The 23926-nt window shown below is 63.5% G+C and carries 29 protein-coding genes, 1 tRNA gene and 1 pseudogene; 20 read left to right on the forward strand and 11 right to left on the reverse strand.

Annotated features, from left to right (window positions below):
* Positions 1–77: 77 nt before the first annotated feature.
* Positions 78–1163: pseudogene (locus XH98_RS12145) on the reverse strand (tannase/feruloyl esterase family alpha/beta hydrolase); the annotation flags it as partial.
* Positions 1164–1417: 254 nt separating this feature from the next.
* Between XH98_RS12145 and XH98_RS12150 the strand changes: the two are divergent.
* Entirely contained in the window at positions 1418–2293 is an 876-nt protein-coding gene (locus XH98_RS12150; protein ID WP_333931839.1) for an alpha/beta fold hydrolase, read from the forward strand.
* Between the two features lie 91 nt (positions 2294–2384).
* On the opposite strand, the gene XH98_RS12155 is transcribed toward XH98_RS12150, so the two are convergent.
* Together XH98_RS12155 and XH98_RS12160 are read right to left on the reverse strand one after the other, a co-directional pair.
* The gene (locus XH98_RS12155; RefSeq protein WP_271602801.1) at positions 2385–2888 is read right to left on the reverse strand and encodes a hypothetical protein; all 504 of its coding nucleotides are present in this window, start codon (positions 2886–2888) and stop codon (positions 2385–2387) included.
* A 23-nt stretch (positions 2889–2911) separates the two neighbouring features.
* Positions 2912–3415 (reverse strand): Spy/CpxP family protein refolding chaperone, encoded by a 504-nt coding sequence (locus tag XH98_RS12160; RefSeq protein ID WP_271618723.1) that lies wholly within the window; start codon positions 3413–3415, stop codon positions 2912–2914.
* A gap of 214 nt (positions 3416–3629) precedes the next feature.
* Between XH98_RS12160 and XH98_RS12165 the strand changes: the two genes are divergently transcribed.
* On the forward strand, positions 3630–4259 hold the full coding sequence (locus tag XH98_RS12165) for a hypothetical protein (protein ID WP_271602799.1): 630 nt from the start codon (positions 3630–3632) through the stop codon (positions 4257–4259).
* Between the two features lie 365 nt (positions 4260–4624).
* Positions 4625–4960 (forward strand): GYD domain-containing protein, encoded by a 336-nt coding sequence (locus XH98_RS12170; RefSeq protein WP_057754711.1) that lies wholly within the window; start codon positions 4625–4627, stop codon positions 4958–4960.
* A gap of 243 nt (positions 4961–5203) precedes the next feature.
* Here the strand turns inward: XH98_RS12170 and XH98_RS12175 are convergent, their stop codons facing one another.
* Positions 5204–5521, reverse strand: coding sequence for a PilZ domain-containing protein (locus XH98_RS12175; RefSeq protein ID WP_271598729.1), 318 nt, complete (start codon positions 5519–5521; stop codon positions 5204–5206).
* A 297-nt stretch (positions 5522–5818) separates the two neighbouring features.
* On the opposite strand from XH98_RS12175, the gene XH98_RS12180 reads away from it, so the two are divergent.
* Positions 5819–6070 carry a hypothetical protein gene (locus XH98_RS12180; protein WP_271618724.1) on the forward strand — a complete coding sequence of 84 codons (252 nt, stop codon included), beginning with the start codon at positions 5819–5821 and terminating at the stop codon, positions 6068–6070.
* 6 nt (positions 6071–6076) lie between these two features.
* Entirely contained in the window at positions 6077–6241 is a 165-nt protein-coding gene (locus XH98_RS12185) for a hypothetical protein (protein ID WP_271598731.1), read from the forward strand.
* 48 nt (positions 6242–6289) lie between these two features.
* On the opposite strand, the gene XH98_RS12190 is transcribed toward XH98_RS12185, so the two are convergent.
* The gene (locus XH98_RS12190) at positions 6290–6592 is read right to left on the reverse strand and encodes a hypothetical protein (RefSeq protein ID WP_057754726.1); all 303 of its coding nucleotides are present in this window, start codon (positions 6590–6592) and stop codon (positions 6290–6292) included.
* A gap of 411 nt (positions 6593–7003) precedes the next feature.
* Between XH98_RS12190 and XH98_RS12195 the strand changes: the two genes are divergently transcribed.
* Together XH98_RS12195 and XH98_RS12200 are read left to right on the forward strand one after the other, a co-directional pair.
* A complete protein-coding gene (locus XH98_RS12195; RefSeq protein ID WP_057754729.1) occupies positions 7004–7300 on the forward strand; it encodes an HU family DNA-binding protein in 297 nt (98 codons plus the stop codon).
* A 505-nt stretch (positions 7301–7805) separates the two neighbouring features.
* Positions 7806–7946, forward strand: a complete 141-nt coding sequence (locus XH98_RS12200; RefSeq protein ID WP_167354004.1) for a hypothetical protein — start codon at positions 7806–7808, stop codon at positions 7944–7946.
* 242 nt (positions 7947–8188) lie between these two features.
* Here the strand turns inward: XH98_RS12200 and XH98_RS12205 are convergent, their stop codons facing one another.
* Positions 8189–8314, reverse strand: a complete 126-nt coding sequence (locus XH98_RS12205; protein ID WP_271598732.1) for a hypothetical protein — start codon at positions 8312–8314, stop codon at positions 8189–8191.
* 73 nt (positions 8315–8387) lie between these two features.
* Positions 8388–8618: a hypothetical protein gene (locus tag XH98_RS12210; RefSeq protein ID WP_271618725.1), complete on the reverse strand. Its 231-nt coding sequence runs from the start codon at positions 8616–8618 to the stop codon at positions 8388–8390.
* Between the two features lie 279 nt (positions 8619–8897).
* Between XH98_RS12210 and XH98_RS12215 the strand changes: the two genes are divergently transcribed.
* Positions 8898–9182, forward strand: a complete 285-nt coding sequence (locus XH98_RS12215) for a hypothetical protein (RefSeq protein ID WP_271598733.1) — start codon at positions 8898–8900, stop codon at positions 9180–9182.
* A gap of 72 nt (positions 9183–9254) precedes the next feature.
* On the opposite strand, the gene XH98_RS12220 is transcribed toward XH98_RS12215, so the two are convergent.
* The gene (locus tag XH98_RS12220) at positions 9255–9419 is read right to left on the reverse strand and encodes a hypothetical protein (RefSeq protein WP_167354005.1); all 165 of its coding nucleotides are present in this window, start codon (positions 9417–9419) and stop codon (positions 9255–9257) included.
* Between the two features lie 266 nt (positions 9420–9685).
* On the opposite strand from XH98_RS12220, the gene XH98_RS12225 reads away from it, so the two are divergent.
* From XH98_RS12225 to XH98_RS12250, 6 genes are all read left to right on the forward strand, one after another.
* Positions 9686–10447, forward strand: a complete 762-nt coding sequence (locus XH98_RS12225) for a Sir2 family NAD-dependent protein deacetylase (RefSeq protein ID WP_271598734.1) — start codon at positions 9686–9688, stop codon at positions 10445–10447.
* A gap of 200 nt (positions 10448–10647) precedes the next feature.
* The gene (locus XH98_RS12230) at positions 10648–11280 is read left to right on the forward strand and encodes a cold-shock protein (RefSeq protein WP_220004806.1); all 633 of its coding nucleotides are present in this window, start codon (positions 10648–10650) and stop codon (positions 11278–11280) included.
* 161 nt (positions 11281–11441) lie between these two features.
* Positions 11442–11921, forward strand: coding sequence for a DUF192 domain-containing protein (locus tag XH98_RS12235; RefSeq protein ID WP_271618726.1), 480 nt, complete (start codon positions 11442–11444; stop codon positions 11919–11921).
* Positions 11922–12090: 169 nt separating this feature from the next.
* Positions 12091–12167: transfer RNA gene (locus XH98_RS12240), tRNA-Pro, on the forward strand.
* Positions 12168–12334: 167 nt separating this feature from the next.
* A complete protein-coding gene (locus XH98_RS12245) occupies positions 12335–13063 on the forward strand; it encodes an outer membrane protein (RefSeq protein WP_271618727.1) in 729 nt (242 codons plus the stop codon).
* 526 nt (positions 13064–13589) lie between these two features.
* The gene (locus XH98_RS12250; protein ID WP_271598738.1) at positions 13590–13781 is read left to right on the forward strand and encodes a hypothetical protein; all 192 of its coding nucleotides are present in this window, start codon (positions 13590–13592) and stop codon (positions 13779–13781) included.
* Between the two features lie 139 nt (positions 13782–13920).
* On the opposite strand, the gene XH98_RS12255 is transcribed toward XH98_RS12250, so the two are convergent.
* Positions 13921–14346: a hypothetical protein gene (locus XH98_RS12255; RefSeq protein WP_057754806.1), complete on the reverse strand. Its 426-nt coding sequence runs from the start codon at positions 14344–14346 to the stop codon at positions 13921–13923.
* Positions 14347–14510: 164 nt separating this feature from the next.
* Positions 14511–15692, reverse strand: coding sequence for an OpgC domain-containing protein (locus XH98_RS12260; protein WP_271598739.1), 1182 nt, complete (start codon positions 15690–15692; stop codon positions 14511–14513).
* Between the two features lie 254 nt (positions 15693–15946).
* Between XH98_RS12260 and XH98_RS12265 the strand changes: the two genes are divergently transcribed.
* Complete coding sequence (locus XH98_RS12265; protein WP_057754809.1) at positions 15947–16252, forward strand: ETC complex I subunit; 306 nt, start codon at positions 15947–15949, stop codon at positions 16250–16252.
* A gap of 236 nt (positions 16253–16488) precedes the next feature.
* A complete protein-coding gene (locus tag XH98_RS12270) occupies positions 16489–16980 on the forward strand; it encodes an Lrp/AsnC family transcriptional regulator (RefSeq protein WP_057754812.1) in 492 nt (163 codons plus the stop codon).
* A 30-nt stretch (positions 16981–17010) separates the two neighbouring features.
* Here the strand turns inward: XH98_RS12270 and XH98_RS12275 are convergent, their stop codons facing one another.
* The gene (locus XH98_RS12275; protein ID WP_271598740.1) at positions 17011–18039 is read right to left on the reverse strand and encodes an AraC family transcriptional regulator; all 1029 of its coding nucleotides are present in this window, start codon (positions 18037–18039) and stop codon (positions 17011–17013) included.
* A gap of 160 nt (positions 18040–18199) precedes the next feature.
* On the opposite strand from XH98_RS12275, the gene XH98_RS12280 reads away from it, so the two are divergent.
* Genes XH98_RS12280 through XH98_RS12295 form a run of 4 tightly spaced genes read left to right on the forward strand, consistent with a single transcriptional unit; the run spans position 18200 to position 23887 of the window.
* Positions 18200–19327, forward strand: a complete 1128-nt coding sequence (locus XH98_RS12280; RefSeq protein ID WP_271598830.1) for an isovaleryl-CoA dehydrogenase — start codon at positions 18200–18202, stop codon at positions 19325–19327.
* A 34-nt stretch (positions 19328–19361) separates the two neighbouring features.
* Positions 19362–20966: a carboxyl transferase domain-containing protein gene (locus tag XH98_RS12285; RefSeq protein ID WP_271618728.1), complete on the forward strand. Its 1605-nt coding sequence runs from the start codon at positions 19362–19364 to the stop codon at positions 20964–20966.
* 4 nt (positions 20967–20970) lie between these two features.
* Positions 20971–22974: an acetyl/propionyl/methylcrotonyl-CoA carboxylase subunit alpha gene (locus XH98_RS12290; RefSeq protein ID WP_271618729.1), complete on the forward strand. Its 2004-nt coding sequence runs from the start codon at positions 20971–20973 to the stop codon at positions 22972–22974.
* Between the two features lies 1 nt (position 22975).
* Complete coding sequence (locus XH98_RS12295; protein WP_271618730.1) at positions 22976–23887, forward strand: hydroxymethylglutaryl-CoA lyase; 912 nt, start codon at positions 22976–22978, stop codon at positions 23885–23887.
* Positions 23888–23926 lie beyond the last annotated feature (39 nt).

Consider the following 23926-nt stretch of genomic DNA (forward strand, 5'->3'; position numbering starts at 1 on the left):
ATGCTTTCCCAGACAGGCGGCCCGACCGGGCTGCGCGCGCCTGTCGCCAGGATGCCGGGAATGGCAACGCCTTCGGCGGCCACGCCGCTGTCCCACGGGAACGGCGGGTAGACCGGCGTGCCGCGTGAATTCTTCGGGCCGGCAAAAGCTTTCCTGAGGGCATCGACCTGCGGCGGCGCCAGACAGGAATCGGTCTTGTCGCCTTTGCAGGTGAGCACGGCGGGATCGAATTGACAGGCCCTGCCGTCGAAGATCAGGCCATCCCTAACGCCGTCCTTGGCGTCGCAGGCATCGAGGATCGCGTTGGTGATCCGCTTGCGCTCATCAGCGGAAAAAGTCCTGGCGGGGTCCGGCTTGCCGGACGCATCTTTCGGCGCGATTTTGCTGAAAGCAGCGTTGGCCCAGGCGAGACCGATATTGGAGTTGCCGGTGCGCATCGCAGGCGCGCCGGCGACGATGCCGTCGAATTGTTCGGGATAGCGCGCCGAGGCCAGCATGCCTTCGCGGCCGCCGGTCGAGCACCCCGTGAAATAGGAACGTCTTGCGGGCTGGCCATAGTAATGCGCGACGATCGCCTTGGCGGCCATCGTTACCTTGCCGACGGATGCCGTGGCGAAGTTGAGCGCGGCTTCCTGGTCCTTCAGGAACGAGGCATCGAACACCGCGCCCTGATGACCGCTATCGGTCGAGACGACGGCAAAGCCGCGCGCCAGCGCCGGCACCTCGCCGGCCGCCTGGTAACCCAGCGGCGGCCTGATCGAGCCGTTCAAACCGCCGCCGCCCTGAAACAAAAACCGGCCATTCCAGCGATCGGGCAGGGCGACGGCAAAGCCGATCGCGTAAGGTTTGCCCTCGACCCCCACACGCTGATCGATCACGCCATCGGCGCGGCAGTTTTGCGGAAGCGCCACCGATATTGTGGCCGGCGCCGGCGGCGACGGCTGCACGGTGCCCGGCGGCGCCTCCGGCACCAGCTCGGCCTTGGTGACAGATGCCGTCGATCCCGGCAGCTTCCAGCCGGTCAAGTCAGCGCATTTGAGCGCAGGTGGGATGTTGGCTGAATCTTCGGCGCGTGCCGGCGAGATGGCAAGGACCATGATGGCTGCTACGAGAGCCGGGCAAGCCATGGCACTATCAGGCGCCAGATTTCTTTTTCGCTGCATCGTTTCTTCCCTGCCGTTTTTTTGCGGTGCACGTCACTGACGCTGGCGGCGGACGATCCGGTGCACCGACACTGCCATGATCGTGTCTCACTTCAGGGATGCAGTCCAGTCCAGCAGCATCACCGTCATTCCCCATGACCGATTGCAACCCGCAGGGCTGCGCTCCGCCCTCGAATCCTGGAACGCAACCTGCACCTATCTATTGATGGGAATGTTGTGGCTTCAGATGAGCGGGGGAGTCGACCTTGAAGACTGTGCGCACCGATATTCTCGAGATCGCCTATCTGGAGGAGGGCCCCGCTGGTGGTTGGCCCGTGGTGCTGTCGCATGGGTTTCCATACGACGTTCACGCCTACGATGACGTCGTCCCAAAACTTACTGAGGCGGGTGCCCGCGTCATTGTGCCTTATCTCAGGGGCTTCGGGCCGACGCGCTTCTTGTCGGCCGACCGCATGCGGAGCGGTCAGCAGGCGGCGCTCGCTGCCGACATCATCGGCCTGCTCGACGGTCTGGGACTGGATCGCGCGATTCTGGCGGGGTACGACTGGGGCGGCCTCGCCTCGTGCGTCGCTTCGGCGTTGTGGCCGGAGCGGGTTACGGGACTGGTCTCCTACGCCGGTTATGACGTCGCCGATGTCGAGCGCCAGCGGCACGCCTACGAGCCCTCGCTTGAACAAGTTGTCTGGTATCAGCACCTGTTCCAGCGCGAGCGCGGGCGCGAGTGTCTTGCGAACTACCGGCGCGAGCTTTGCCGGATTCTGTGGGCGCAATGGTCCCCGGGCTGGCAATTCGATGATGCGACGTTTGACCGGACGGCCGCCTCATTCGACAACCCCGACTTTGTGGATGTTGTCATCCATTGCTATCGCTTCCATTTGGGAACGGAAGCGGGCGAGCGACACCTGGATCCGCTTGAAGCGCGGCTCGCGGATAAGCCCAAGATCAGCGTTCCCTGCGTGACACTCGACGGCACCCGCGACCCGCTGAAGCCGGGCGGAACGGCCAGCCATGCGCCGATGTTCAGCGGCCGCCACGAACATCGCGTCGTCGACTGCGGTCACAATTTGCCCTGGGAAGCACCTGAAGACTTTGCAGCGGCCGTTCTGACGGTACGAAGCTGGACCAGCTGAATGTGCAGGACGCTTCGCGCCGATTCTTGAATGTCGGCCGTTCGACGTCGCGGGGGCGGTATAGCCCGCCGCCCGCGCCCGATCGATTTCGTCAGTAGCTGTATCCGTAAGGATATTGGCCGGGACAGACGTAGTTGCCAGAGGCGTCGTAGTAACAGCCGCTGTTGTAGTTGTTGTAGTAGCCGTAAGCTCCTGCAGCGGCTGCTGCTCCCACAGCGGCGGCACCGTAGCCCCAGCCGGGGCGATAGTAGCCGCCACCATATCCGGGGTAGCCGGCGATTGGACGGCCCGGACGGCCCGCGATCGGACGACCGGGATAGCCGGGGCGACCAGGCCGGCCCGCTATTGGATGCGACGGCCGAGGACCTCCGGCGACGCGGTAGCCGCGGCCACCATGGATGCGCCCGGCATGAACGGCACCGCCGCGGACGTGAGCTCCGCGCATGCCGCCGCCATGAAAGCCCCCGGCGCGCATGCCGCCACCACCACGGTACCCGCCACCGCCGCCACCTCGCCGGGCGAGCGCGTCATCGGGAACGAGACTGGCCGTCACGAGAATGAGTGCTGCCAAAGCAGTGAGGATGTATCGAAGCATGATCTACCTCCATGTGGATGGCTCTAATCGTCGTCGTCCTCGGCTTCGACGCTGTGCTCGATCACGTCGTGCATGCCCCGCACGACGACATAGGAAGCAAAAGACATTCTCCTCTTCTGATCATCACTCAATGTTTTGTAGAGCGGCTCCCAGGCATCGGCGAGCTTCTTGAGATCGGCTCCGCGCTGAATCAGCCGGTCCGCCCTGCGTTGCATGAGCTCGACCGGGTTGCCTTGGTGGAGGGGATCCGTGGCGTCGTCATGCAGTTCGGCGATCCGCTCCAGGCGAGCCTGCCGGTTCTTCGCTCTGTTGCGGATGGCCTCCTCGACGGCCGGCCAGAGTTTTTCCTGCTCGGAGGTCAATTGCAACGCGGCCTTGACGATGCCGACACGCATGTCCGTCAGGCTTTTCAGGTCGGCGGCGCTCGGCTGCGCTACTCCCACCGTCGATGGCGTCTCGGCTGCGAAGGTGAGAGATGAAGTCGTCGCCAGCAGCGCGATCGCCGCAAAGCTTGCTTTGCTGCCCATGGCACACTCCTGAGCTTTGTATCCTGCGCCCCCGAGTAGAAGGAGCTGCGCGGGCGGGCGCTATGTTGACCTAAGTCAAAGGACAGGTGACCGGCCTATAGACGCGCTTCCGACGGTTCCCCGCAGCTGGATGAAGGGCAAAGGCTCCATCAAGACTTCGCAGTGAACGGTGGAAGCCAACTGAACCCTTGTCGAGCGAGCGCGACTAAGCTGCATGGTTCAGACAAAGACGCTCTTCCTGCTGCTTCTGCTTTTCGCGATTCCTGCGGATGTCTGCTTCGCGCAGACATCGCCGCCGCCACTCGACGAACATGCGCTCGAGCGCGTGCCGCCGACGGTCGCGAAGAGATTGGCGACCCGCTTTTCGCTGGGCGGATTCGCCGGCCGCTTCGAGGAGACGCCGCTCGGTGCTATCAGCGAAGCCGTGGGCGAGGGGACCATGCAACAGCAGGGCGACGCTGCAGGTAGCATCTACTGGCTGTGTTATCGGCGCGCGCAGCATCTGATATGGGTGATGTCCAGCGGAGAGATGGGCGGCGCGGACCATCGCGTCACGGAGATCGTCGAGGAGCTCGCCGAGAAAGACGCCAGCGCCTCGACCGATTGCGCCATCATCCCGGACAAGTTCTCGCCCGTCGTCTTCGACGGCAAGCTGCATTTGGGTATGTCGCGTCAGCAGGTCATCACGGCGCTGGGACCACCGTCGAAGTCGGAAGCTGCCCAGATGGTGTATTCTCACGCGGGAAAGCGCCCACACGGTTTCGATGAGACCGCATGGCTCATTCTCGGATTTCGTGAGGACAAGCTGGTGTCCATGCGCGGTGGCAAGACCACGACGAATTGAAGTGGCTGCTGGCGGCGTTCATGCTTCACCGCGTGATGCGAGCGAGCAACGCGCGCTGCCGCCATGATCCCCATCGGATACCCCGGCTTCTTCACCACCTTCGAAAAATGCGGTGACAGTGCACTTGCAAGAGCGCAACTCATCCGACGCGCTTGCAGCGGCTGCACGCGAAAGGCGTCTTTCACACCTGCTCCGGCTGATGTATCGTCAGGACGAGCCGCCAACGAGGTGTGCCGAAATCTCGTCGGTAACCGGCGGCCTTTGTGCCCACGGCGGGCAAGTACTCCATCATTGTTCGCAAGCCTACGCTCGTGACGACCAACTCGTCGCGGCCAGATTTTCATGAGTTCAGAAGGAATTCAGCCATGCATTTCTGTATCACAGGGCAATACACCCCGCGTTCTCTCAATGCGATCCTGGAAAACCCCACGACCAATCGCCAGGAAGCGGCAGCAAAGGTGATCGAAGCCGGCGGTGGCAAGCTGGTCTCGATGTACAGCGTTGCTGCCGACGGGCCCGGTGTTCTCGTGATCTTCGACGTGCCTGATCCGAGCATTGCACCGGCGATTTCGGGGCTGACCGTCGCCACAGGTGCGCTGCAGAACGTGAAGCTGACGCGCCTGTTCACTCAGGACGAGATCAAGCAGGTGCGGCAGAATGCGGTCAAGCTGCGCGCGTCCTACAAGCCGCCGGGCAGCTGATCTCTGTGAACCACCGCTGTCGCAGGGTGGGTTAGCCCTGCGACCGCAAAGCGCGGTTCGCACGGCGTGACCCACCATGCTTTTCGCAAATGCCAACCGAAGTTGGTGGGTTACGCTCAACGGACTGCGCTTCGCGCATCCGCTGAGCTAACCCACCCTACAAAGCACCCCCCGCTACAAGCGGCCCTCAGGATGAGGGCAGATTGACGTGGCAGCGCTGCCAGTCTGTTTGGGAGCTCCCCGTCACTTCACCAGGGTTTCGCCGCGCCGCGCTCGCTTCGCTGCCCTGCCGCGATTGATGAATTGAACGCCGACGAATTCGCCATTGATCCAGGCAAGCTCGCAGTGTCGGTAGGCGAGGCCGATGGGGGACAGCACCAGGAAGAATTCCCTCTGGCCAATATCCGTCACCGCGCCGTCGATCACCAGCTTCGCCCCCATTTCGGAGACGTCGTGGATCTTGCAGGCGCGCTGCCATGTGCCGTCGATCGCCATGACGCGCGCATCGAGCGGCCGTTCGAACGCGATGCGCCTGTCCTTGCGTAACTCTCCCTCGCTCATCGAGCACCCCCGCTGATGATCTCCAAGCGGCGGTGCAGGCTAGGGCAAGAAGCTTGATCTTCGGTGAACAAGGCGGCGGCGGAGGCTTAAGATCACGGTGAGAGTTGCGCGGGATTGTTGCGCGGCGTCGCACTGATCCAGGTCGAGGCGAGCCCTGAACGGCGCCTCATGAACCCCCGGCGGGCCAGGGCGACCAAGTCACATGCTGAAGGGCTTGCAATTGCGGTGACGACGTCGGGCAAAGCGAAGCGGGGACAGTGGTGGCGTCTCCCGCAGGCGAAGCAAGCATGAACCGGGATGGCGCTTGAGGCGACGAATGCCTGGAAACGAGGGCATTTCGCCGTGACATGGTTCAAACGATACGTCGTCAGTTGCCTGATCGCGGTGGTCTTTTTTGCCGGCTACGATGCCTGTCGGCGGCCTGGCGAGGACGCGCATTTGGCGACGATCCTGGTCGTGTCTGCAGGCTGGCCGGTGTTCGCTGCGCTGGTCGTGGGCGGCTCGATCGGCGACACGGTGCACGGCATCAAGTCTGGCAGGGCTGGATGAGCCGCCATGCTTGACGCCTTGTTCGGCTTCGTCTTCGAGATGGTCCTCAACCTGGTTGGAGCCGCCATCGCCAAATTGTTCGGCGCGGACGACGTGGCAGATGCCGGGAGCATGATCATCGGCATCGGCATTCTCGCGATCGGCTTCGCCATCGCGATATGGGGGCACTGAAGGGCGATCGTCCCGAGGACGATCGCTCGTTGTGTCGGCGCTCGCCGCCTATGCCGCGATCCGTTGCTCTGGCGGCGTCGTCAAATATTTCAGTGCTTCGGCATGCTCGAGGTCAGGCACCGCGATCGCCGTGTGGCTGTAGATCGCGTGCGTGCGCGACTTTGCGATGTTGTCCAGGATATCTTTGCCCTTGATGACGTGAAGGCCCATGCCGTCTCCGGACGGGAAGATCGCCAGCACCACGTCGTAGGCCCTGATGACCGACCTCAGCGCTTCGGCCTTGTCTTCAGCGACATCGACAAATACGCGGACATCGGCCGCGAGTTCACGCAGCTCATCAAAATTCAGCACTTTTCGGGTACTCCAACGCAACAAGACTGCATGAAAGAGTGGATGCGTTAGGTTACCAGAGTCTGAACAACATCCATCAAGATCAAAGTTTCCCGGTGAGGTGAGGCCTGGTGTGGAAAACTCCCGCGACGGTCAACGCGCGGACCTCCCTCACGCGGGTTCAAGCGCGCCGAAGCATCGGACGTACGCCGTCCTCAGCACTGTTGCCGTGGCGACGTCATCGCCACGGCCAGACGGAAACAGGACGGAACCCGAGCCGAACTGCTGCTTGCGTTTTCGCCCCTGATGGGCTCTAAGCCCGGCTGCTTCGTGGCCTTCAGGCACGAACAGACGCGGCGCGCATGGTTTTACCGTTTCCGGGACAAAGCTACAGCGCAGCTCGCGCGCACCCCATTCAGAGGAATTCCAGACATGGCGAAGATGACCAAGACTCAATTGATCGATGCGATTGCCGAGGGCACGCAGCTTGCGAAGAACGACGTAAAGTCGGTCATCGAGTACATGGCGACGGTCGGCTACAAGGAGCTCAACGAGTCCGGCGAGTTCGTTATTCCCGGTTTCGTGAAGATGTCGGTCGTCAACAAGCCGGCGACCGAGGCCCGCATGGGCATCAATCCCTTCACCAAGGAGCCGATGCAGTTTGCTGCCAAGCCGGCGAGCAAATCGGTCAAGGCCTCGCCGCTGAAGGTGGCCAAGGACGCCGTCTGATCCGGCTGTCGCGCGTCATCCGCGCCCGCGGGCGCGGCGTGAGAATCTTCTAAAGCGCGATGGGAGTGGGTTGAATCACCATCGCGCTTTAGCTTTTGGTTTGAGCATGATCTTTTCGGAAAACCGCTTCACACTTTTCCGGATCATGCTCTAAGACTGATGTCGTCAAGTTCTGCGTGGAATTCTCCAAGGCCATCCCTGCACAACGAAAAAACCCCGCGCTTGCGCACGGGGCTCTCTCGCTGACGGCGTTGGGATTTCAGCGCCTGGCCGCCAGCCGCTCTCTAACTTAAGGTTGAAAATCCAAAAAGCAACAGCGCCGCGTGACGGAATATGTTCGTCCATCGCGGCGCTGCCAATCTGACTGGGCGCTGAAATCCCCAGCTTCCATAGGTCTTGGGCGCGCCGAAAAGGTTCAACGTGACACGCAGGAAATTCGCGTGCGGGCTGGACTTTATGTTCTCATTTTGTTCTAGTGAGTCATCAGCTCAAGGAGAGATGATTCATGACCGTTGAGAAGCAGCGCGAAGTGATCCGGCTCTGGAACCAGCTCAGGAAGGTCGAGGGCCCGGCCGCAGAGGAAATCCGCATCCAGATCCTGGAATGCTTTGCGGAGAAGCCGAGCGCCCGGCGCGCGGCGGCTTGAAGGCCTCCGCTCGAGGCGATGACGATCCCCTATGACGGCGCGTCGCTTCATCGCTCGTTAGGAAATGCTTGCCCCCGAATGACTCGCCTCCGATTCGTTCTTCAAGAACGAAATGGAGTCGGATGCAGAACGGGTCGTGTGTGAGGAGGCATCGGCGCCGTGGCCTGTGCCAAACCAGTCGATCGACTCCTTTGAAAGGCCGACCGGCTGGTACGTACGGCGGGTCACGTGCGGCAGGCTAATTAGCGTTTGCTGCGGCAGGTCTCGTCCTCGGCGGAGTCGTGCGAGCACCCAGCGCCGCTTGTTGCGAGCGCCACGAAGCCGGCATAGCCGGAGAGGTTGAGCAAGACTTCGAGCCAGACGGGCATGATGAGCTCCTCTTGCGGGAAGACGATTTCAACCCGCGCGCGAGGCGCCTGTTCCCTTGCGAAGAAACGCCGCTCAAAGCGGCGAGGTGGGATCGAGCCGCCGACCGAGCGTCGCAACCGCCTCCGGGGACGGCGATGATTTGAGGAACTCGGCGATGGCGCGGGCGAGCTCGCCGTCGCTCATTGGCGTCGGGGGCGGGCGAAGCGCGCCTGTGCCGAAGTTCCGGACGATCTCGTCGTAATGCGGCGTGTCGTTTGCGGGAACGAGCCTGCGGATGCGGGCGAGCAAAGCGGATATCGGCAATCTTGTCTCCTCGGCCTCCCGCCCCGTTGGCAGCCATTGATGTCTGCTGCCATTTTGTCCGCGAAACTGAAAACCCCGCCAGCACCGCGGAGATGCTGACGGGGTCGTCATGCTCTTGCCCCAACCTGATGGCGGAGGCCTTCGCATGTATCGCGTCAATCCATCGCAGTTCAAAACGTTCCGTCCGCCGGGAGATTATTTTCTGGCCGCTGCGGTTCCATCCGGGGCGAACCAATGCGTCGGGGCTGCGTTGTCCGACCAGATGCGAAGGAGGAGATCATGAAAAAGACACTCGCCGTCCTTGCCACCGTCGCCGCCGTCGGCGTGACCGCGGCTGCGGCACCTGCACAGGCGCACGACTACGGCCCGGGCCTTGCGTTCGGTCTCGCCGCCGGCGCGATCACCGCGGGCGCCGTCGCAGCGTCCCATCCGTACGGCTATTACGGACCGAGATACGGCTATTATGGCGGCCCGGTCTATTATGAAGGCTACGGCCCGGGCCCGTATGCTTATTATGGCGGACCGTACTACCGGCACCACCGCTACTACTACCGTCACTGGTAATGGCCCAAGGAATCGAAAAGCCCGGAGCGATGCTCCGGGCTTTTTTCGTTCGCGGGGCACCGCGCGATGCGCTCACGGCCAAAGCGAGGGTCGTTCCACCTTGCGTGCGTTCTCCAGCGTCGAGACGAAATACTCTTCGCGCTCGCGCTTGAATTTCTCCTGCGTGGCTCGGAAGGCGGCGACACGGGCGGCGATCTCTTCGCGTTCGCGGATCTTGCGTTGTTCGGCTTCGGTCATGTCAAATCCCCACTCCACTTGAGTCTATGTGCGCGTCTGAACTCAAGTTACTGCCGCCGCAATCACGTTGAGTCGCGTCAATACATGCATTGGCGCTTCTGATTGGGGCGTCAATGGGGAGGAGGCATTGCAGGATTGTGATAAGCGAGGGTCGGGAAGGAATTGCCGCCTGATGACAGTGCATGCGCGGCGGGGGATAAGAGCGTCAACAATCCTGCCGCTTGCAAATGGTGCAGCAGGCGCGACTTTGAATCGGGAGGTGGCGCATGATTGCAAAGGACCTTCAGAGCGGCGTCGAGCAACTCGGCGACATGATCGCGCGTGCCAGGATCATCGTGCCGTTTACCGGTGCCGGCATCTCGACCGAATGCGGCATCCCGGACTTCCGCTCACCGGGCGGCATTTGGACCCGCCACCGCCCGATCCAGTTCGAAGAGTTCGTCGCGAGCCAGTCGGCACGCGATGAATCCTGGCGCCGCCGTTTCGCGATGGATGAGGTGTTCGCCGCGGCAAAGCCCGGCCGCGGTCATCGTGCGCTGGCGGCACTGCATCGCGCCGGCAAGGTTCCGGCAGTGATCACCCAGAACATCGACAATCTGCACCAGGCCTCCGGCTTCGCTCCCGATTGCGTGATTGAACTTCATGGCAATACCACTTACGCGCGCTGCATCGGATGCGGGCAGGTCTATCAGCTCGACTGGGTGAAGCGCCGCTTCGACCAGGACGGCGCGGCGCCTGACTGTACCGCATGCGACGAGCCGGTGAAAACCGCAACGATCTCATTTGGTCAGGCGATGCCCGAGGATGAAATGCAGCGCGCGACCGAGCTGTCGCAGTCTTGCGACCTCTTCATCGCCATCGGTTCCTCGCTCGTGGTGTGGCCGGCGGCCGGCTTTCCGATGATGGCGAAGAATTCGGGTGCACGTTTGGTGATCATCAATCGCGAGCCGACCGAGCAGGACGACATCGCCGACCTCGTCATCCACCACGACATCGGCGAGACGCTCGGCCCCTTTGTCGGCAATTGAGGCGTTAGTTTGATTCGCGGCCGTGCAAGCTGTTCATAGGTTCCAGCGAATCTCTTTTTTATCTATGCGTCTCAACCGGGAGTGTTATCTTTTGAGTCGAAAGATTCGCGTCGCGTCGAAATGAGAAGATTCTCTTAAGACGCGTGATTCGAGCACCGCCAATGTGGCGGGTTGCATGACAGTTTGCGGGGTCCGGGGTTATGGGGTCGTCGGACGGATTTGAGTCCAAGAAGCTGGGAGTTCCCGCGTCGGGCGAGCACGGCGCCGGTCGCGACAACGCGCTCAGTCCCTTCACGGGGCTAGGTGAGGGCAGCGCCAACCTCGTCGAGGTCCATGGCGTCATCAAATGGTTCGACGCCTCAAAGGGCTACGGCTTCATCGTCCCCGACAATGGTTGGCCCGACGTCCTCCTGCACGTTACCGTGCTTAGACGCGACGGCTTCCAGACCGCTTACGAGGGCGCCCGCATCGTCGTCGAGTGCGTCCAGCGCGCCAAGGGCTACCAGGCTTTCCGCGTCGTCTCGATGGACGAGTCGACCGCGATCCATCCCGCACAGATGCTGCCGCCGCGCACCCACGTCACGGTCACCGCGACCAGCGGCCTCGAGCGGGCCCAGGTCAAATGGTTCAACCGGCTGCGCGGCTTCGGCTTCCTGACCTGTGGCGAGGGCACGCCCGACATTTTCGTGCACATGGAGACGCTGCGCCGCTTCGGCATGACCGAGCTGCGCCCGGGTCAGTATGTGCTGGTCCGCTTCGGGCCCGGCTCCAAGGGCATGATGGCCGCCGAGATCCACCCCGAAACCGGCTCGCCAGGCCTCCAGTCGCACTAGCGGCTTCAAATTTTCGTATTCGTCAGCAGAAGCGCGCAGGGACCTTGCGCGCTTCTGGCTTTTGCGGCGGTGGCCGCGTAAGGATGTCGCAGTCCCGCAACCGCCGGGCCGTCATAATCGTCCCCGCGTTTCCTGCCGAGTTTTCTGCCGAGTATCCCGTCATGAGCTTTGATCGAAAGGCCGCCCGGTCCGTTGCCCGGGGCTTTCTTGCCGCCGCTCTCGTCATTGTCGGCTTCGCCCTCGCCCCCGTTCGCGCCGCCAGTTTTCAGCCGCTCGAGATCGTCACCAAGAACGGCGTGCAGGTGTTCTCGGTGGAGATGGCGACCACGGAGGAGGAGAAGCAGACCGGGCTGATGTACCGCAAGGAATTGGCCGACGGCAAAGGCATGCTGTTCGACTTCAATCCCGAGCAGGAAGTGTCGATGTGGATGAAGAACACCTATGTCTCGCTCGACATGATCTTCATTCGCGCCGATGGCCGCATCCTGCGCATCACCGAAAACACCGAGCCGCTCTCGACCAAGATCATCTCATCCAAGGGACCCGCCCGGGCCGTCCTCGAGGTCGTTGCGGGAACAGCCCAGAAATACGGCATTCGCCCCGGCGACCGCGTCGGGCACCCCCTGTTCGGCAGCAAATAGATCGGGCAGGGCTGTTGCGGCCCGGCGGATGGATTTTCGGGCAGCGCCGGCGGCTTTTGAATGCCTGCCGGCGGCTTGGATGCTTGCCGGCGGATTGGATGCTTGCCGGCGGCTTGGAAAGCTTGATGGCCCTCCAGGAAGCGTGTATCGACGGGGCTCGCCGGACATTCGGGGTATAGCGCAGCCTGGTAGCGCGGCAGTTTTGGGTACTGCAGGTCGTTGGTTCGAATCCAGCTGCCCCGACCAGTCCCGGGCTTAGGCCCCCTCCATTTTCCCTGGAGAATGAGAAGCGCATCCGCCGCATTGGCTTCGTCAGGCCGGCGGAACTGTCGCCGCGACACGTTGGTCGCGCCACAACCTCCGCGTCAGCTTCGCGTGCTTTACCTCTGCGCATGCAATGGGGACGACCGGATATGTTTAGAACTCTCTGCACTACGGCGCTTCTCGCCTTCTCCGCGACGACGGCAACGGCGGCCGACTATGGGAGGCCGGCACCTCCGATGGTTCCGCCCACCTTTAACTGGACCGGCTGCTATCTCGGAGCTCATCTCGGCGGCGGCGCGAGCGACGATCGCACGATCAGCAACGCCGGCGGGACGGTCGATTTCGGCGCAGGCGGCTTTGTCGGTGGTGGACAGGTCGGCTGCGATCATCAATTTGCATCCAACTGGGTCGTCGGCGCCGAAGGCCGGGCCGCATGGTCGAGCCTGTCGAGCCAGCACGCGAGCCATGTGGTCTTTCCAGCGCTCGGCAATCTTGCCGTGCCCTCGCAGTTCGGCATCAAGAACGATTTTCTCGCCTCGATCACCGCGCGTTTCGGCTACGCCTATGGCTCAGGCTGGCTGTTCTACGGGCGAGGCGGCGTCGCCTGGACCCACGAGAAGATCGATGAGGGGTATATCAATCCGACCACCGGTTTCGCGGTCGATCCAAGCGCGTCCGTCATGCGGACGGGCTGGACGTTGGGGGCCGGCGTGGAATGGGCGTTTGCACCGTGCTGGTCGGCCAATGTCGAATACAACTACCACGACTTCGGCACCAAGAGCCCGATCCAACTGATCAGTCCGACCGAAGGAGTCACCGTGGCCCATCTCAAGGACACGATCCATGCTGCGACGATCGGCGTGAACTATCACTACTAAGCTGCATCGTTGCTTGGACGCCGCCAAGCGAAGATACTCCGCTTGCGCGGCGCTGCGCTTTTCAAGGCTTAGCCCGAGGCGCACCAGCCCGCCGGAAACGGGACCAGCGGCCAGACCGGATGATTGTCGTTGGCAGCCTTCGGCGATCGATCCGGCGGCTGTATGGCGACCGGTGTCGGGAGCGGCCAAATCATAGCCAGACGCAAATATCCACATTGCAAATTCATGATCGTCGACCTGCGCAAGTCAGTCGCTTGAAAAATTCAGCCTGAAATCAGCCCCGGCGCGCTCTTCGGAAACGGCGCATTCATTCTCAAATCGCGCTTGCATCTTAAGAAAGATAGGCAGGCGTTTCAACCGGCAACGCGGCTGTCCGTCGACGGGTAAGGTTGATCGGTTAGGTTAAGCAGGGAGCGTCGTTGCGGCCATTTTGACTGATGGTATCAACCGGTTTCGGCACGCGACGACCCGGCAGTGGCTCACACGAGATCACATTCGTCGCGGCGTTTCGCGCGAGTTGTCCGTTATGGCTTTCGATCTCACGAAAACATCCCGCCAACGGCCTGATTGGACCGAGATCTGGCATCTCTGGACCGTCATCGTGCCGCGCCGCTCAATCAATGGGCAGCTCGTCTACGGCAAGGTCTGGCGCCGTCACGACGGCCGCGACTGGATCTACAAGAAATTCACCGAGTACGACGGCGAGGCGGCGGCCTGAGACGGAGGCGCCTTGCCTAAAGCGCGATGTGATTGGGTTGAATCGTCATCGCGCTTTAGGCTCTTTGTTTGAGCATGATCTTTTCGGAAAACCGCTTCACACTTTGCGCTAACGCGGCCCTTCGGGTCCGGATCATGCTCTAGCCGGCGTGCCTTTCACCCGCGGCGGCGCCGGGGGGCTGCACGCGCGGCAGCGGCAATTTGAAGTGACGCTTGGCGTAAGCGACGATCTCGTTGTCGGTGGGATGATCGGCCGCTTCCACCGCGACGATCCGCTTGGCGAGATCGGGCGCATGGGCGCGAATGTGGCTGGCGAGCTCGGTCTTCGCGTTCGCCGGACCGATGATGAGGATTTCTCCGGCGTCGGCGAGAGCTTTGGTCACCTCGGCGAGGAAGGTTGCGTCGGGCGCGGCGTGGCCGCTGCCGATTTCGTTGGCCTTGTGATGAAGATGCCGTGTTGCCAGCTGCGGATGCAGCGTGACTTCGTCGGAGCCGCTCAGGCCAAGATGGAAGATCCGGGCCTGCGAATGATCGATCCAAACCACGGCGTGAAAATGAGAGGGCATGTGCTTGTGCCTTGTCCGAGGGGAGGCCGCCGACATCGGTGCGGCGGCGCGTGTCCTCGTGACCCTAGGCCGATCGGCGTTGCTCCCGGTTGACCCAGGTCAAGCCGATCCCTGACAAGCCGGGCACGGCAACGCATGTCGAACGCAAGCGCGCGTTCGACGCCTTAGGCGGCCTTTGCCGCCGGGGGAGCTGCGGGCTGCTTTGCCGGCGGCGGCTTCAGCGGCTTGTCCTGCCGCTTCGACCAGGAGATGTAATAGGCGACCGTCGTCATGATCGCGATGCCGGCGATGGAGACGAACAGCTGCGCAAACAGCGAGCCCGAGCTCATCGACAGCTCGAAACGGCCGACGAAGGACAGGAACACGCCGACGCAGAACACGGCGAGCGATTGCTGGCCGCAGACGATCACGGGATCGAAGACCTTCCACTCCAGCCCCGGCCAGTCCTTCGGCACGAAGCGGATCACCAGGATCACGATCACGACGAAATGGATGAAGCGATAGGGCGCAAGGTTGGTCTTGTCGTTGGGATTGAAGGCCGAGAACAGCCATTCCGGGAACATGCCGCCGAGCGCCGGGAAACGGCCGGCCATGGTCATGACCAGCGCGAAGGCGAGATAGGCCAGGCAGACCCACAACGTGATCTGCGAATTGATCAGCCAGCCCGAGCGACGCGCGCCGCCCATGGCGCACCAGGCGCCGAACACGAACAGCACCTGCCAGCAATAGGGGTTGAAGTACCACTGGCCGGCCGGATAGGCGGTCAAATTCCAGCCGAAGTGCCGCGCCGAGAGCCACAGTACGATGGACGCCACCATCGTCAGATCGGGCTTGCGCAGCATGAACCACAGCACCGGCGGAAACAGGCCCATCAGCACGATGTACAGAGGCAGCACGTCGAGATTGAGCGGCTTGAAGCGCAGGAAAAGGCCCTGGCGCAAGGTCTCGGTGGCGTTGTCGACGAGGCCGGCGACGTTGAACTCGTTGATCATCTCTGAATCGCCAAAGCGCAGCGCCAGATAGCTGATCGAGGCGATGTAGATCACGAACAGGATGATGTGGGCGACATAAAGCTGCCAGACCCGCTTGGTCAGGCGGGTGGCGCCGACGATGAAGCCGCGCTCCAGCATCATCCGCGCATAGACGAACGAGGCCGTATAGCCGGAGATGAAGACGAACAGGTCGGCGGCGTCGGAGAAGCCGTAGTTGCGCGTCGTGATCCAGTTCACGACGTTGTCGGGGATATGGTCGAGGAAGATCGCCCAGTTGGCGATGCCGCGAAACAGGTCGAGCCTGAGGTCACGGCCCTTGTCGGGGAGCGTGGCATTGATGTTCAGGAAGGCCATGCGACGAAAGCTCTCGAAGGGGGCAGATACCCTGAAGGCGGCGAGGTGGGGCCGCCGGGCGGGATTCCCGGGCGGAGGGCGGGTACGCAATTGTCACAGTGCAGCATAATGACTATACCCGTCGGTGAGAGACCCGGGAGGGCCGGAATCACCGATCAGTTCCCGAAGGTGTCTCTATACTATGCCCGCGGTTTGCACCAATCGCTACCGTGACGCACGAAAATCGAACGAAAGACGAAGAGGCCGGACCGCCAATGACCGCACGCATTTTCAAGCCCGCCAAGAACGCGATGCAATCCGGCCGGTCCAAGACCAAGGAATGGCAACTCGATTACGAGCCGGAGCAGCCGCGCGCGGTGGAGCCGCTGATGGGCTGGACCTCATCGGGCGACATGAAGCAACAGATCACGCTGCGCTTCCACACCAAGGACGAGGCGGTCGCCTATTGCGAGCGCAAGGGCATCGCCTACCAGGTGATCGAGCCCAAGGAATCCCTGCATCGCCAGGTCGCCTATGCCGACAATTTCTCCTTCCGCCGCGGCGAGCCCTGGACGCACTGATCCGCGACAAACTCTAACGGGACGTCATGCCCGGGCTTGTCCCGCCTGCGCGGCCAAAGCCGCTTCGGCGTGGCGACGGCCCGGGCATCCACGTCTTTCGGGCCGCGTGAAAGAACGTGGATGGCCGGGACAAGCCCGGCCATGACGCCAGGAGACACCAGCTCTCCAAGCCCTTGGCACGGCCTGCACCCCGTGCTTCGCTAACTCGCATGACGGGACCATGACGAGGTTAAGGGATGGCCGGGCGTGTCCAGCTCGACAGCGTCGATCTGAAGATACTCTCCGAATTGCAGCAGGACGGGCGCGTCCGCAACAACGAGCTGGCGCTGCGCATCGGCGTATCGGCCCCGAACTGCCTGCGGCGGCTCAAATCACTGTTCAGCCGCGGCGTGATCCGCGCCGTGCGCGCCGTCATCGACGAGCGACTGCTCGGCTATGAAGTGGTGTCGTTCGTCTCGATCCAGCTCGGCAGCCAGGCTCAGCCGGTGCTGGAGGCCTTCGAGGGCTCGATAGCAGCGATCCCGCGCATCCAGCAATGCTGGCGCATTTCGGGCGACACCGACTATCTGCTCAAATGCGTGGCGCCGAGCGTCGAGAGCATGCGCCAGCAGCTGTTGCATTTCGCCGCCATGCCCAACGTAAAGAACGTGCGCAGCTTTCCAGTGCTGGGTGTGGCAAAGGACGTGCCGCTGCCCGTAAAGGAAATCGCGGTCGCGCCGGCAGGCTAGGGCGATGAGAGACGACGCGACTGCGCGCTATCAACGATAGCGGTCGCGAAACTCGCGCGGGCTGGCGCCGGTCCAGGAGCGGAAAGCCCGCGAAAAACTCTTTTCGTTGCGGAAGCCGGCGATCTCGGCGATCCGCTTGATCGGATTGCGGCCGCGCATCAGCTCCTGCTTGGCGAGCTCGAGCTTTGCTTCTTCCTTGAGGTCGCGCAGCGAGGTGGCTTCTTCACGTAGCCGCCGATGCATGGTGCGGGTGGAGAGCGCGAGCTCGCTCGCGACGTCCTCCGCGCCGAGAATGCGTCCGCGCGCCTCGCGCAGCACGCGGCGGACGCGCTCGACCAGCAAGCGGTCGCGGCGATAGGGCAGCACGGTCAGGCGCAGCGCTCCCTTGAGCATGCTGTCGAGATCGGCGGGGCTGCGGGTCAGGGGCAGTGAGAGATAGTGCTTGTCGAAGATGATGCGGGCGGTCTCCGCATCGAAGCGGATGTGCTTGCAGAAGATGGTCGGATAGACCGAGACGTGGGCGGGCTCCGTATAAGGGAATTCCGCCGCACGCAGCGCGATTGCGGAATCCACCGCCCAGCAGGAGAAGCCGAGCACGTAGCGGAGCAGGGTGACGAGGCAAAATTCGCGGCAGTCGGCGAGATCGCGCTGCTCGCGAAGGGAGATGGTCGCGGTCTCGCCGCTGACCTCGAGCTCGAACAGCACGTCCTCGGTCAGCAGGCGATGATGCCGGCACCAGCGCTTCAGCGCGACCTCGAGATTGGGCGCGGTGATCGAGGCACGGCACAGCATGCCGTAGCTGCCCCAGGGCAGGCGGCGCGAGAACCAGCCGAGCGCCTCGTCGTCGAGCTCGCGCATGGCGTGGCCGGCCAGCGCCTCGAACTGGACGGCCGTGATCCGCCCGTCGGCCGATCCGACCAGGTCAGGCTGGACCTGTCCCTTGGCGAGCGCCTCGGTCGGATCCCGCCCATAGCGGGCATAGGCCGCGGCCACGCCGCGGACGAAGGCGGCGGGGGTCATGGCGCGGCGGGGCGTCGCGGTTACGGCCTGGAAGGGCATCGGAAAATCCTCGCCAAACTTGGCGGAAAATGCAACCTTTTCGACCGCCGGAGCGCCCGGGCGGGGGTAGGTTCGGACCCGACAAGAAACTTGCAGGATCCTTGGAGGAATCGCCTTGAACATCCCGAGCATCGACTTCGATCTGGGCGACGACATCAGCATGCTGCGCGACACCCTGCGCGCCTTCGTCGAGGCGGAGATCGCCCCGCGCGCTGCCGAGATCGAGAAGGCCAATCTGTTCCCTGCCGACCTGTGGAAGCGCCTTGGCGACCTCGGCGTGCTCGGCATGACCGCGCCGGAGCAGTATGGCGGCTCCAACATGGGCTATCTCGCCCATATCGTCGCCATGGAGGAGATTTCGCGCGGCTCCGCGGCCGTAGGCCTGTCCTACGGCGCCCACTCCAACCTCTGTGTCAACCAGATCCGCCGCAACGGCAATGACGCGCAGCGACAGCGCTATCTGCCGAAGCTGATCTCAGGCGACTATGTCGGGGCGCTCGCGATGTCCGAGCCCGGCGCCGGCTCCGACGTCGTCTCGATGAAGCTGCGCGCCGACAAGCGCGGCGATCGCTATGTGCTGAACGGCTCGAAGATGTGGATCACCAATGGCGGCGATGCCGACGTGCTGGTGGTCTACGCCAAGACCGATCCGGAGGCCGGCCCGCGCGGCATGACAGCATTCCTGATCGAGAAGGGTTTCAAGGGCTTCACCCATGGCCAGCACCTCGACAAGCTCGGCATGCGCGGCTCCAACACCTATCCGCTGTTCTTCGACGAATGCGAGGTGCCGGAGGAGAACGTGCTCGGCAAGGTCGGCGAGGGCGTCAAGGTGCTGATGTCCGGCCTCGACTATGAGCGCGCGGTGCTGTCGGGCGGCCCGCTCGGCATCATGGCGGCCTGCATGGACGCGGTGGTGCCTTACATGCACGAGCGAAAGCAGTTCGGCCAGCCGATCGGCGATTTCCAGCTGATGCAGGGCAAGCTCGCCGACATGTATGCGACCTGGCAGGCCACGCGCGCCTATGTCTACGCTGTGGGAAAGGCCTGCGATCGCGCCGACCACGTGCGCACGCTGCGCAAGGACGCGGCGGCCGCGATCCTGTATTCCGCGGAGAAGGCGACGTGGATGGCGGGCGAGGCGATCCAGGCGCTCGGCGGCGTCGGCTATACGTCCGAGTTTCCGGTCGGCCGGCTCTGGCGCGACGCCAAGCTCTACGAGATCGGCGCGGGCACGTCCGAAGTGCGCCGCATGCTGATCGGCCGCGAGCTGATGTCGGAAACCGCTTAAACCCTCAACCACGTCATCAGAAACGCGGGACCACATGCCGCTCCATTCCAGCATCGACCCATCGTCATCCGATTTTGCCCGCAATGCGGACGCGATGCGCGCGCTCGTCGCGGACTTGCGTGAAAAGCTCGCCGAGGTCGCCGGCGGCGGCGGCGAGGCCTCACGCAACCGCCATACCTCGCGCGGCAAGATGCTGGCGCGCGAGCGCGTCGATCTGCTGGTCGATCCCGGCACCTCGTTCCTGGAGCTGTCGCCGCTGGCGGCCCATGGCCTCTATGGCGGCGACGTGCATTCGGCGAGCATCGTCACCGGCGTCGGGCGCATCTCGGGCCGCGAATGTGTGATCGTCGCCAACGACGCCACCATCAAGGGCGGAACTTACTATCCCATGACCGTGAAGAAGCATCTGCGGGCGCAGGACATCGCGCGGCAGAACAATCTGCCCTGCGTCTACATGGTCGATTCCGGCGGCGCCTTCCTGCCGCTGCAGGACGAGATCTTTCCGGACGAGCGGCACTTCGGCCGCATCTTCTACAACCAGGCGCAGATGTCCTCACAGGGCATTCCGCAGATCGCCATCGTGATGGGCTCCTGCACAGCCGGCGGCGCCTATGTGCCGGCGATGTCGGACGAGAGCATCATCGTGCGCAATCAAGGCACCATCTTCCTCGGCGGCCCGCCGCTGGTGAAGGCTGCGACCGGCGAGGTCGTCAGCGCCGAAGAACTCGGCGGCGCTGACGTGCATTCGCGGCAATCCGGCGTCACCGATCACTACGCCCAGAACGATGCCCATGCGATCGGCATCGCGCGCCGCATCGTCGGCACCTTGAAGCCATCGGCGCGGCCTAACCTCAACATGCATCCGCCGCGTGATCCGCTTTATGCGGCTGAGGAGATTTACGGCGTGGTGCCTGTCGATGGCAGAAAACCGTTCGACGTGCGCGACATCATCGCGCGCGTGGTCGACGGGTCCGAGTTCGACGAATTCAAGAAGCTCTACGGCACGACGCTGGTGTGCGGCTTCGCCCATATCTGGGGCTTTCCGGTCGGCATCATCGCCAATAACGGCATTCTGTTCAGCGAGAGCTCGCTGAAGGGCGCGCATTTCATCGAGCTGTGCTGCCAGCGCGGTATTCCCCTGGTGTTCCTGCAGAACATCACCGGCTTCATGGTCGGCAAGAAATACGAGGCGGGCGGCATCGCGCGCGACGGCGCCAAGCTCGTGACGGCGGTCGCGACGGCGTCCGTGCCAAAATTCACCGTGGTGATCGGCGGCTCCTACGGCGCCGGCAATTACGGCATGTGCGGCCGCGCCTATTCGCCGCGCTTCCTCTGGATGTGGCCGAACGCGCGCATCTCGGTGATGGGCGGCGAGCAGGCCTCGATGGTGCTGAGCCAGGTCCGCCGCGATAACATTGAGGCCAAAGGCGACAGCTGGTCGAAGGAGGAGGAGGACAAGTTCCGCAAGCCGATCCGCGACCAATATGAGAGTCAGGGCCATCCTTATTATGCCACCGCGCGCCTGTGGGACGATGGCGTGATCGACCCTGCCGACACGCGCCTCGTGCTCGGCCTCGGCCTGTCGGCGGCGTCGAATGCGCCGATCGAGCCGACCAAATTCGGCCTGTTCAGGATGTGATGCGATGGACCGCACAAAGCTCTACCGCCGTTTTCGCAACGTCCTGATCGCCAACCGTGGCGAGATCGCCTGCCGCGTCATCCGCACGGCGCGTGCCATGGGGCTGCGCACCGTCGCCGTCTATTCCGAGGCCGACCGCGACGCGATGCATGTGGCGCTCGCGGATGAGGCCGTGCTGCTCGGACCCGCGCGGGCTCGCGACAGCTATCTCGACATCGAGCGGCTGATCGAGGCCGCGCGCAAGACCGGCGCCGACGCCGTGCATCCCGGCTACGGCTTCCTGTCTGAAAATGCCGAATTCGCGCAGGCCTGTTACGATGCCGGCCTCGTTTTCGTCGGCCCGACCGCCGGGATGATGAATGCAATGGGCTCGAAATCAGGCTCGAAAGCGCTGATGGAGAGGGCCGGCGTGCCGCTGGTGCCCGGCTATCATGGCGACGCGCAGGACGATGCAACGCTGGCGAAGGCGGCCGAAAAGGTCGGTTTCCCGATCCTGGTGAAGGCATCGGCCGGCGGCGGCGGCCGCGGCATGCGCATCGTGCGCTCGGCGGCCGAACTCGGGCCGGCGATCGTCAGCGCCAAGCGCGAGGCCAAGGCCGCGTTCGGCGATGACCGCATGCTGATCGAAAAGTACGTCGACAATCCCCGGCATATCGAGGTGCAGATCATCGGCGACAGCCACGGCAATCTGCTGTCGCTGTTCGAGCGCGAATGCACCTTGCAGCGCCGCCACCAGAAGGTGATCGAGGAGGCGCCGTCGCCGACGCTCAATGCAGCCCAGCGCGAAACGGTCTGCGCTGCCGCGCGAAAGGCGGCGGGCGCGGTGAACTATGTCGGCGCCGGCACCATCGAGTTCGTCTCCGACGGCAAGGACGTCTTCTTCATCGAGATGAACACGCGTCTTCAGGTCGAGCATCCCGTGACCGAGTTGATTACGGGCGTCGACCTCGTCGAATGGCAGCTGCGCGTCGCGTTCGGCGAGGCGCTGCCGCTGAAGCAAGACGAGATCAAGCTCAACGGCCACGCCATCGAGGCCCGTGTCTATGCCGAAAACCCCACCAAGAATTTCATGCCCTCGGTCGGGAGGATCTCGACCTGGCGGCTGCCTGCCGAGACAGGCGGCCTGCGCATCGACGCCGGCTATCGCGAGGACGACAGCGTCTCGCCGTACTACGACGCCATGCTGGCAAAGATGATCGCCTGGGCGCCGACGCGCGATGTGGCGATCGACCGGCTCAACCGCGGGCTGGAAGACTCGGACGTCCGTGGCATCGTCACCAATATCCCGTTCCTGTCGGCGCTGATCACGCATCCGAAGGTGCGGGCCAATGCGATCGACACCGGATTCATCGAGCGTGAGCTGGCGGTCCTGACATCGGCGGCGCCGGCACCGGGCGAGCTCGAGCTCTGTGCCGCGGTTGCCGCCATCGTCAATGACGAGCGGCAGGCGGAGCAAGGCGAGCCGCGTTCGCCATGGCAGACCTTCGGCTGGCAGCCGGTCGGCCGCCGCCAGCGCAATTTTGCCTTCCGCGTCGGCCATGGCCCCGAGCAGAAGATTGCGCTGAACTATGGCAGCGGGCCATCGACGCTGCTGATCGGCGAGCGCGAGCTGGCGTTCGCGATTGCGCCGAAGGATGGCGGCTTCGATCTGACGCTGGATGGCGTCAAATCATCCGTCGCCGCCGTGATCGACGGCCACGAGCTGTATCTGCGCACACGCCATGGGCGTTTCGACCTGCACTGGGTCGATCCGTTCGGCGGCGAGAGCGAGGAGCATGTCGGAGAAGACAAGATCGCAGCGCCTCTGCCGGGCACGGTCGTCGCCGTTCTGGCCGAGGAAGGCGCAAGGCTCGAGAAGGGCGCGCCCATCCTGACGCTGGAAGTGATGAAGATGGAGCAGACGCTGCGGGCGCCCTATGCCGGCGTGCTGAAGTCCATCAAATGCAAAGTCGGCGACATCGTGCAGGAAGGCATCGAGCTCGCCGTGGTCGAGGCCTCCGGAGAGTGACATGAGTGACCCCGTCCGCATCATCGAGATGGGCCCGCGCGACGGCCTCCAGAACGAGAAGACGCCTGTCAGCGTCGAGGCCCGGATCGCCTTCATCGAGGCGCTGGTTGCGGCCGGGCTCGATACGGTCGAGGTCGGCGCCTTCGTCTCGCCCAAGGCGATCCCGCAGATGGCGAGCTCAGATGCCGTGCTGCGCGGCGTGAGCCACATCAAGGGCGCCGAATTCCACGTGCTGGTGCCGAACGAGAAGGGTTACGACGCTGCGCGTGCCGCAGGCGCAAAAGTGGTCTCCGTGTTCGCGGCAGCCTCCGAAGGCTTTTCGCGCGCCAACATCAACTGCACGATTGCGGAATCGATCGAGCGGTTCAAGCCGGTGCTGGCGCGCGCCGCGGCCGATGGCGTGCCGGTGCGCGGCTATATCTCTTGCGTGCTCGGATGTCCGTTCGACGGCGAGATCAAGCCGAAGGCGGTGGCCGATCTCGCCAGCACGCTGTGGGATCTCGGCTGCTACGAGATCTCGCTCGGCGACACCATCGGTGTCGGCACGCCCACCAAGGCCAAGGAGATGCTGCGCGCTGTCGCGGCGAACGTTCCCGCCGCAAAGCTCGCGATGCATTTCCACGACACCTACGGCCAGGCGCTGGCCAATCTCTATGCTGGGATGGAGGAGGGCGTCCGCGTGATCGATGCCGCCGCCGGCGGGCTCGGTGGCTGTCCCTACGCGCCGGGGGCAACGGGGAATGTGGCGACGGAGGATGTGGTCTACATGCTCGAGGGCATGGGCGTGAGGACCGGCGTCGATATGGAGAAGCTGCTGGCGGCGACGAATGAGATGAGCGCGGTTCTGGGCAAACCGCCGGTGAGCCGCGTGGCGTCCGCGCTGAATGCGAAGACGAAGCGGGCGACGCCCTGAGGCTCAGTGCCGTAGGGTGGGCAAAGCGAAGCGTGCCCA

This window comes from Bradyrhizobium sp. CCBAU 51745, from assembly GCF_028128715.1.
In the GTDB taxonomy this organism is placed as follows: Bacteria; Pseudomonadota; Alphaproteobacteria; order Rhizobiales; family Xanthobacteraceae; genus Bradyrhizobium; species Bradyrhizobium manausense.

Coding starts and splice junctions, on each gene's coding strand:
- XH98_RS12185 (WP_271598731.1), top strand. CDS start 6,077: ATGCTTGACGCCTTGTTCGGCTTCGTCTTCGAGATGGTCCTCAACCTG.
- XH98_RS12295 (WP_271618730.1), top strand. CDS start 22,976: ATGAGTGACCCCGTCCGCATCATCGAGATGGGCCCGCGCGACGGCCTC.
- XH98_RS12290 (WP_271618729.1), top strand. CDS start 20,971: ATGGACCGCACAAAGCTCTACCGCCGTTTTCGCAACGTCCTGATCGCC.
- XH98_RS12245 (WP_271618727.1), top strand. CDS start 12,335: ATGTTTAGAACTCTCTGCACTACGGCGCTTCTCGCCTTCTCCGCGACG.
- XH98_RS12260 (WP_271598739.1), bottom strand. CDS start 15,692: ATGGCCTTCCTGAACATCAATGCCACGCTCCCCGACAAGGGCCGTGAC.
- XH98_RS12200 (WP_167354004.1), top strand. CDS start 7,806: ATGACCGTTGAGAAGCAGCGCGAAGTGATCCGGCTCTGGAACCAGCTC.
- XH98_RS12205 (WP_271598732.1), bottom strand. CDS start 8,314: ATGCCCGTCTGGCTCGAAGTCTTGCTCAACCTCTCCGGCTATGCCGGC.
- XH98_RS12160 (WP_271618723.1), bottom strand. CDS start 3,415: ATGGGCAGCAAAGCAAGCTTTGCGGCGATCGCGCTGCTGGCGACGACT.
- XH98_RS12225 (WP_271598734.1), top strand. CDS start 9,686: ATGATTGCAAAGGACCTTCAGAGCGGCGTCGAGCAACTCGGCGACATG.
- XH98_RS12265 (WP_057754809.1), top strand. CDS start 15,947: ATGACCGCACGCATTTTCAAGCCCGCCAAGAACGCGATGCAATCCGGC.
- XH98_RS12165 (WP_271602799.1), top strand. CDS start 3,630: ATGGTTCAGACAAAGACGCTCTTCCTGCTGCTTCTGCTTTTCGCGATT.
- XH98_RS12170 (WP_057754711.1), top strand. CDS start 4,625: ATGCATTTCTGTATCACAGGGCAATACACCCCGCGTTCTCTCAATGCG.
- XH98_RS12255 (WP_057754806.1), bottom strand. CDS start 14,346: ATGCCCTCTCATTTTCACGCCGTGGTTTGGATCGATCATTCGCAGGCC.
- XH98_RS12180 (WP_271618724.1), top strand. CDS start 5,819: ATGGCGCTTGAGGCGACGAATGCCTGGAAACGAGGGCATTTCGCCGTG.
- XH98_RS12275 (WP_271598740.1), bottom strand. CDS start 18,039: ATGCCCTTCCAGGCCGTAACCGCGACGCCCCGCCGCGCCATGACCCCC.
- XH98_RS12235 (WP_271618726.1), top strand. CDS start 11,442: ATGAGCTTTGATCGAAAGGCCGCCCGGTCCGTTGCCCGGGGCTTTCTT.
- XH98_RS12230 (WP_220004806.1), top strand. CDS start 10,648: ATGGGGTCGTCGGACGGATTTGAGTCCAAGAAGCTGGGAGTTCCCGCG.
- XH98_RS12285 (WP_271618728.1), top strand. CDS start 19,362: ATGCCGCTCCATTCCAGCATCGACCCATCGTCATCCGATTTTGCCCGC.
- XH98_RS12250 (WP_271598738.1), top strand. CDS start 13,590: ATGGCTTTCGATCTCACGAAAACATCCCGCCAACGGCCTGATTGGACC.
- XH98_RS12280 (WP_271598830.1), top strand. CDS start 18,200: ATGCTGCGCGACACCCTGCGCGCCTTCGTCGAGGCGGAGATCGCCCCG.
- XH98_RS12155 (WP_271602801.1), bottom strand. CDS start 2,888: ATGCTTCGATACATCCTCACTGCTTTGGCAGCACTCATTCTCGTGACG.
- XH98_RS12175 (WP_271598729.1), bottom strand. CDS start 5,521: ATGAGCGAGGGAGAGTTACGCAAGGACAGGCGCATCGCGTTCGAACGG.
- XH98_RS12215 (WP_271598733.1), top strand. CDS start 8,898: ATGAAAAAGACACTCGCCGTCCTTGCCACCGTCGCCGCCGTCGGCGTG.
- XH98_RS12270 (WP_057754812.1), top strand. CDS start 16,489: ATGGCCGGGCGTGTCCAGCTCGACAGCGTCGATCTGAAGATACTCTCC.
- XH98_RS12220 (WP_167354005.1), bottom strand. CDS start 9,419: ATGACCGAAGCCGAACAACGCAAGATCCGCGAACGCGAAGAGATCGCC.
- XH98_RS12195 (WP_057754729.1), top strand. CDS start 7,004: ATGGCGAAGATGACCAAGACTCAATTGATCGATGCGATTGCCGAGGGC.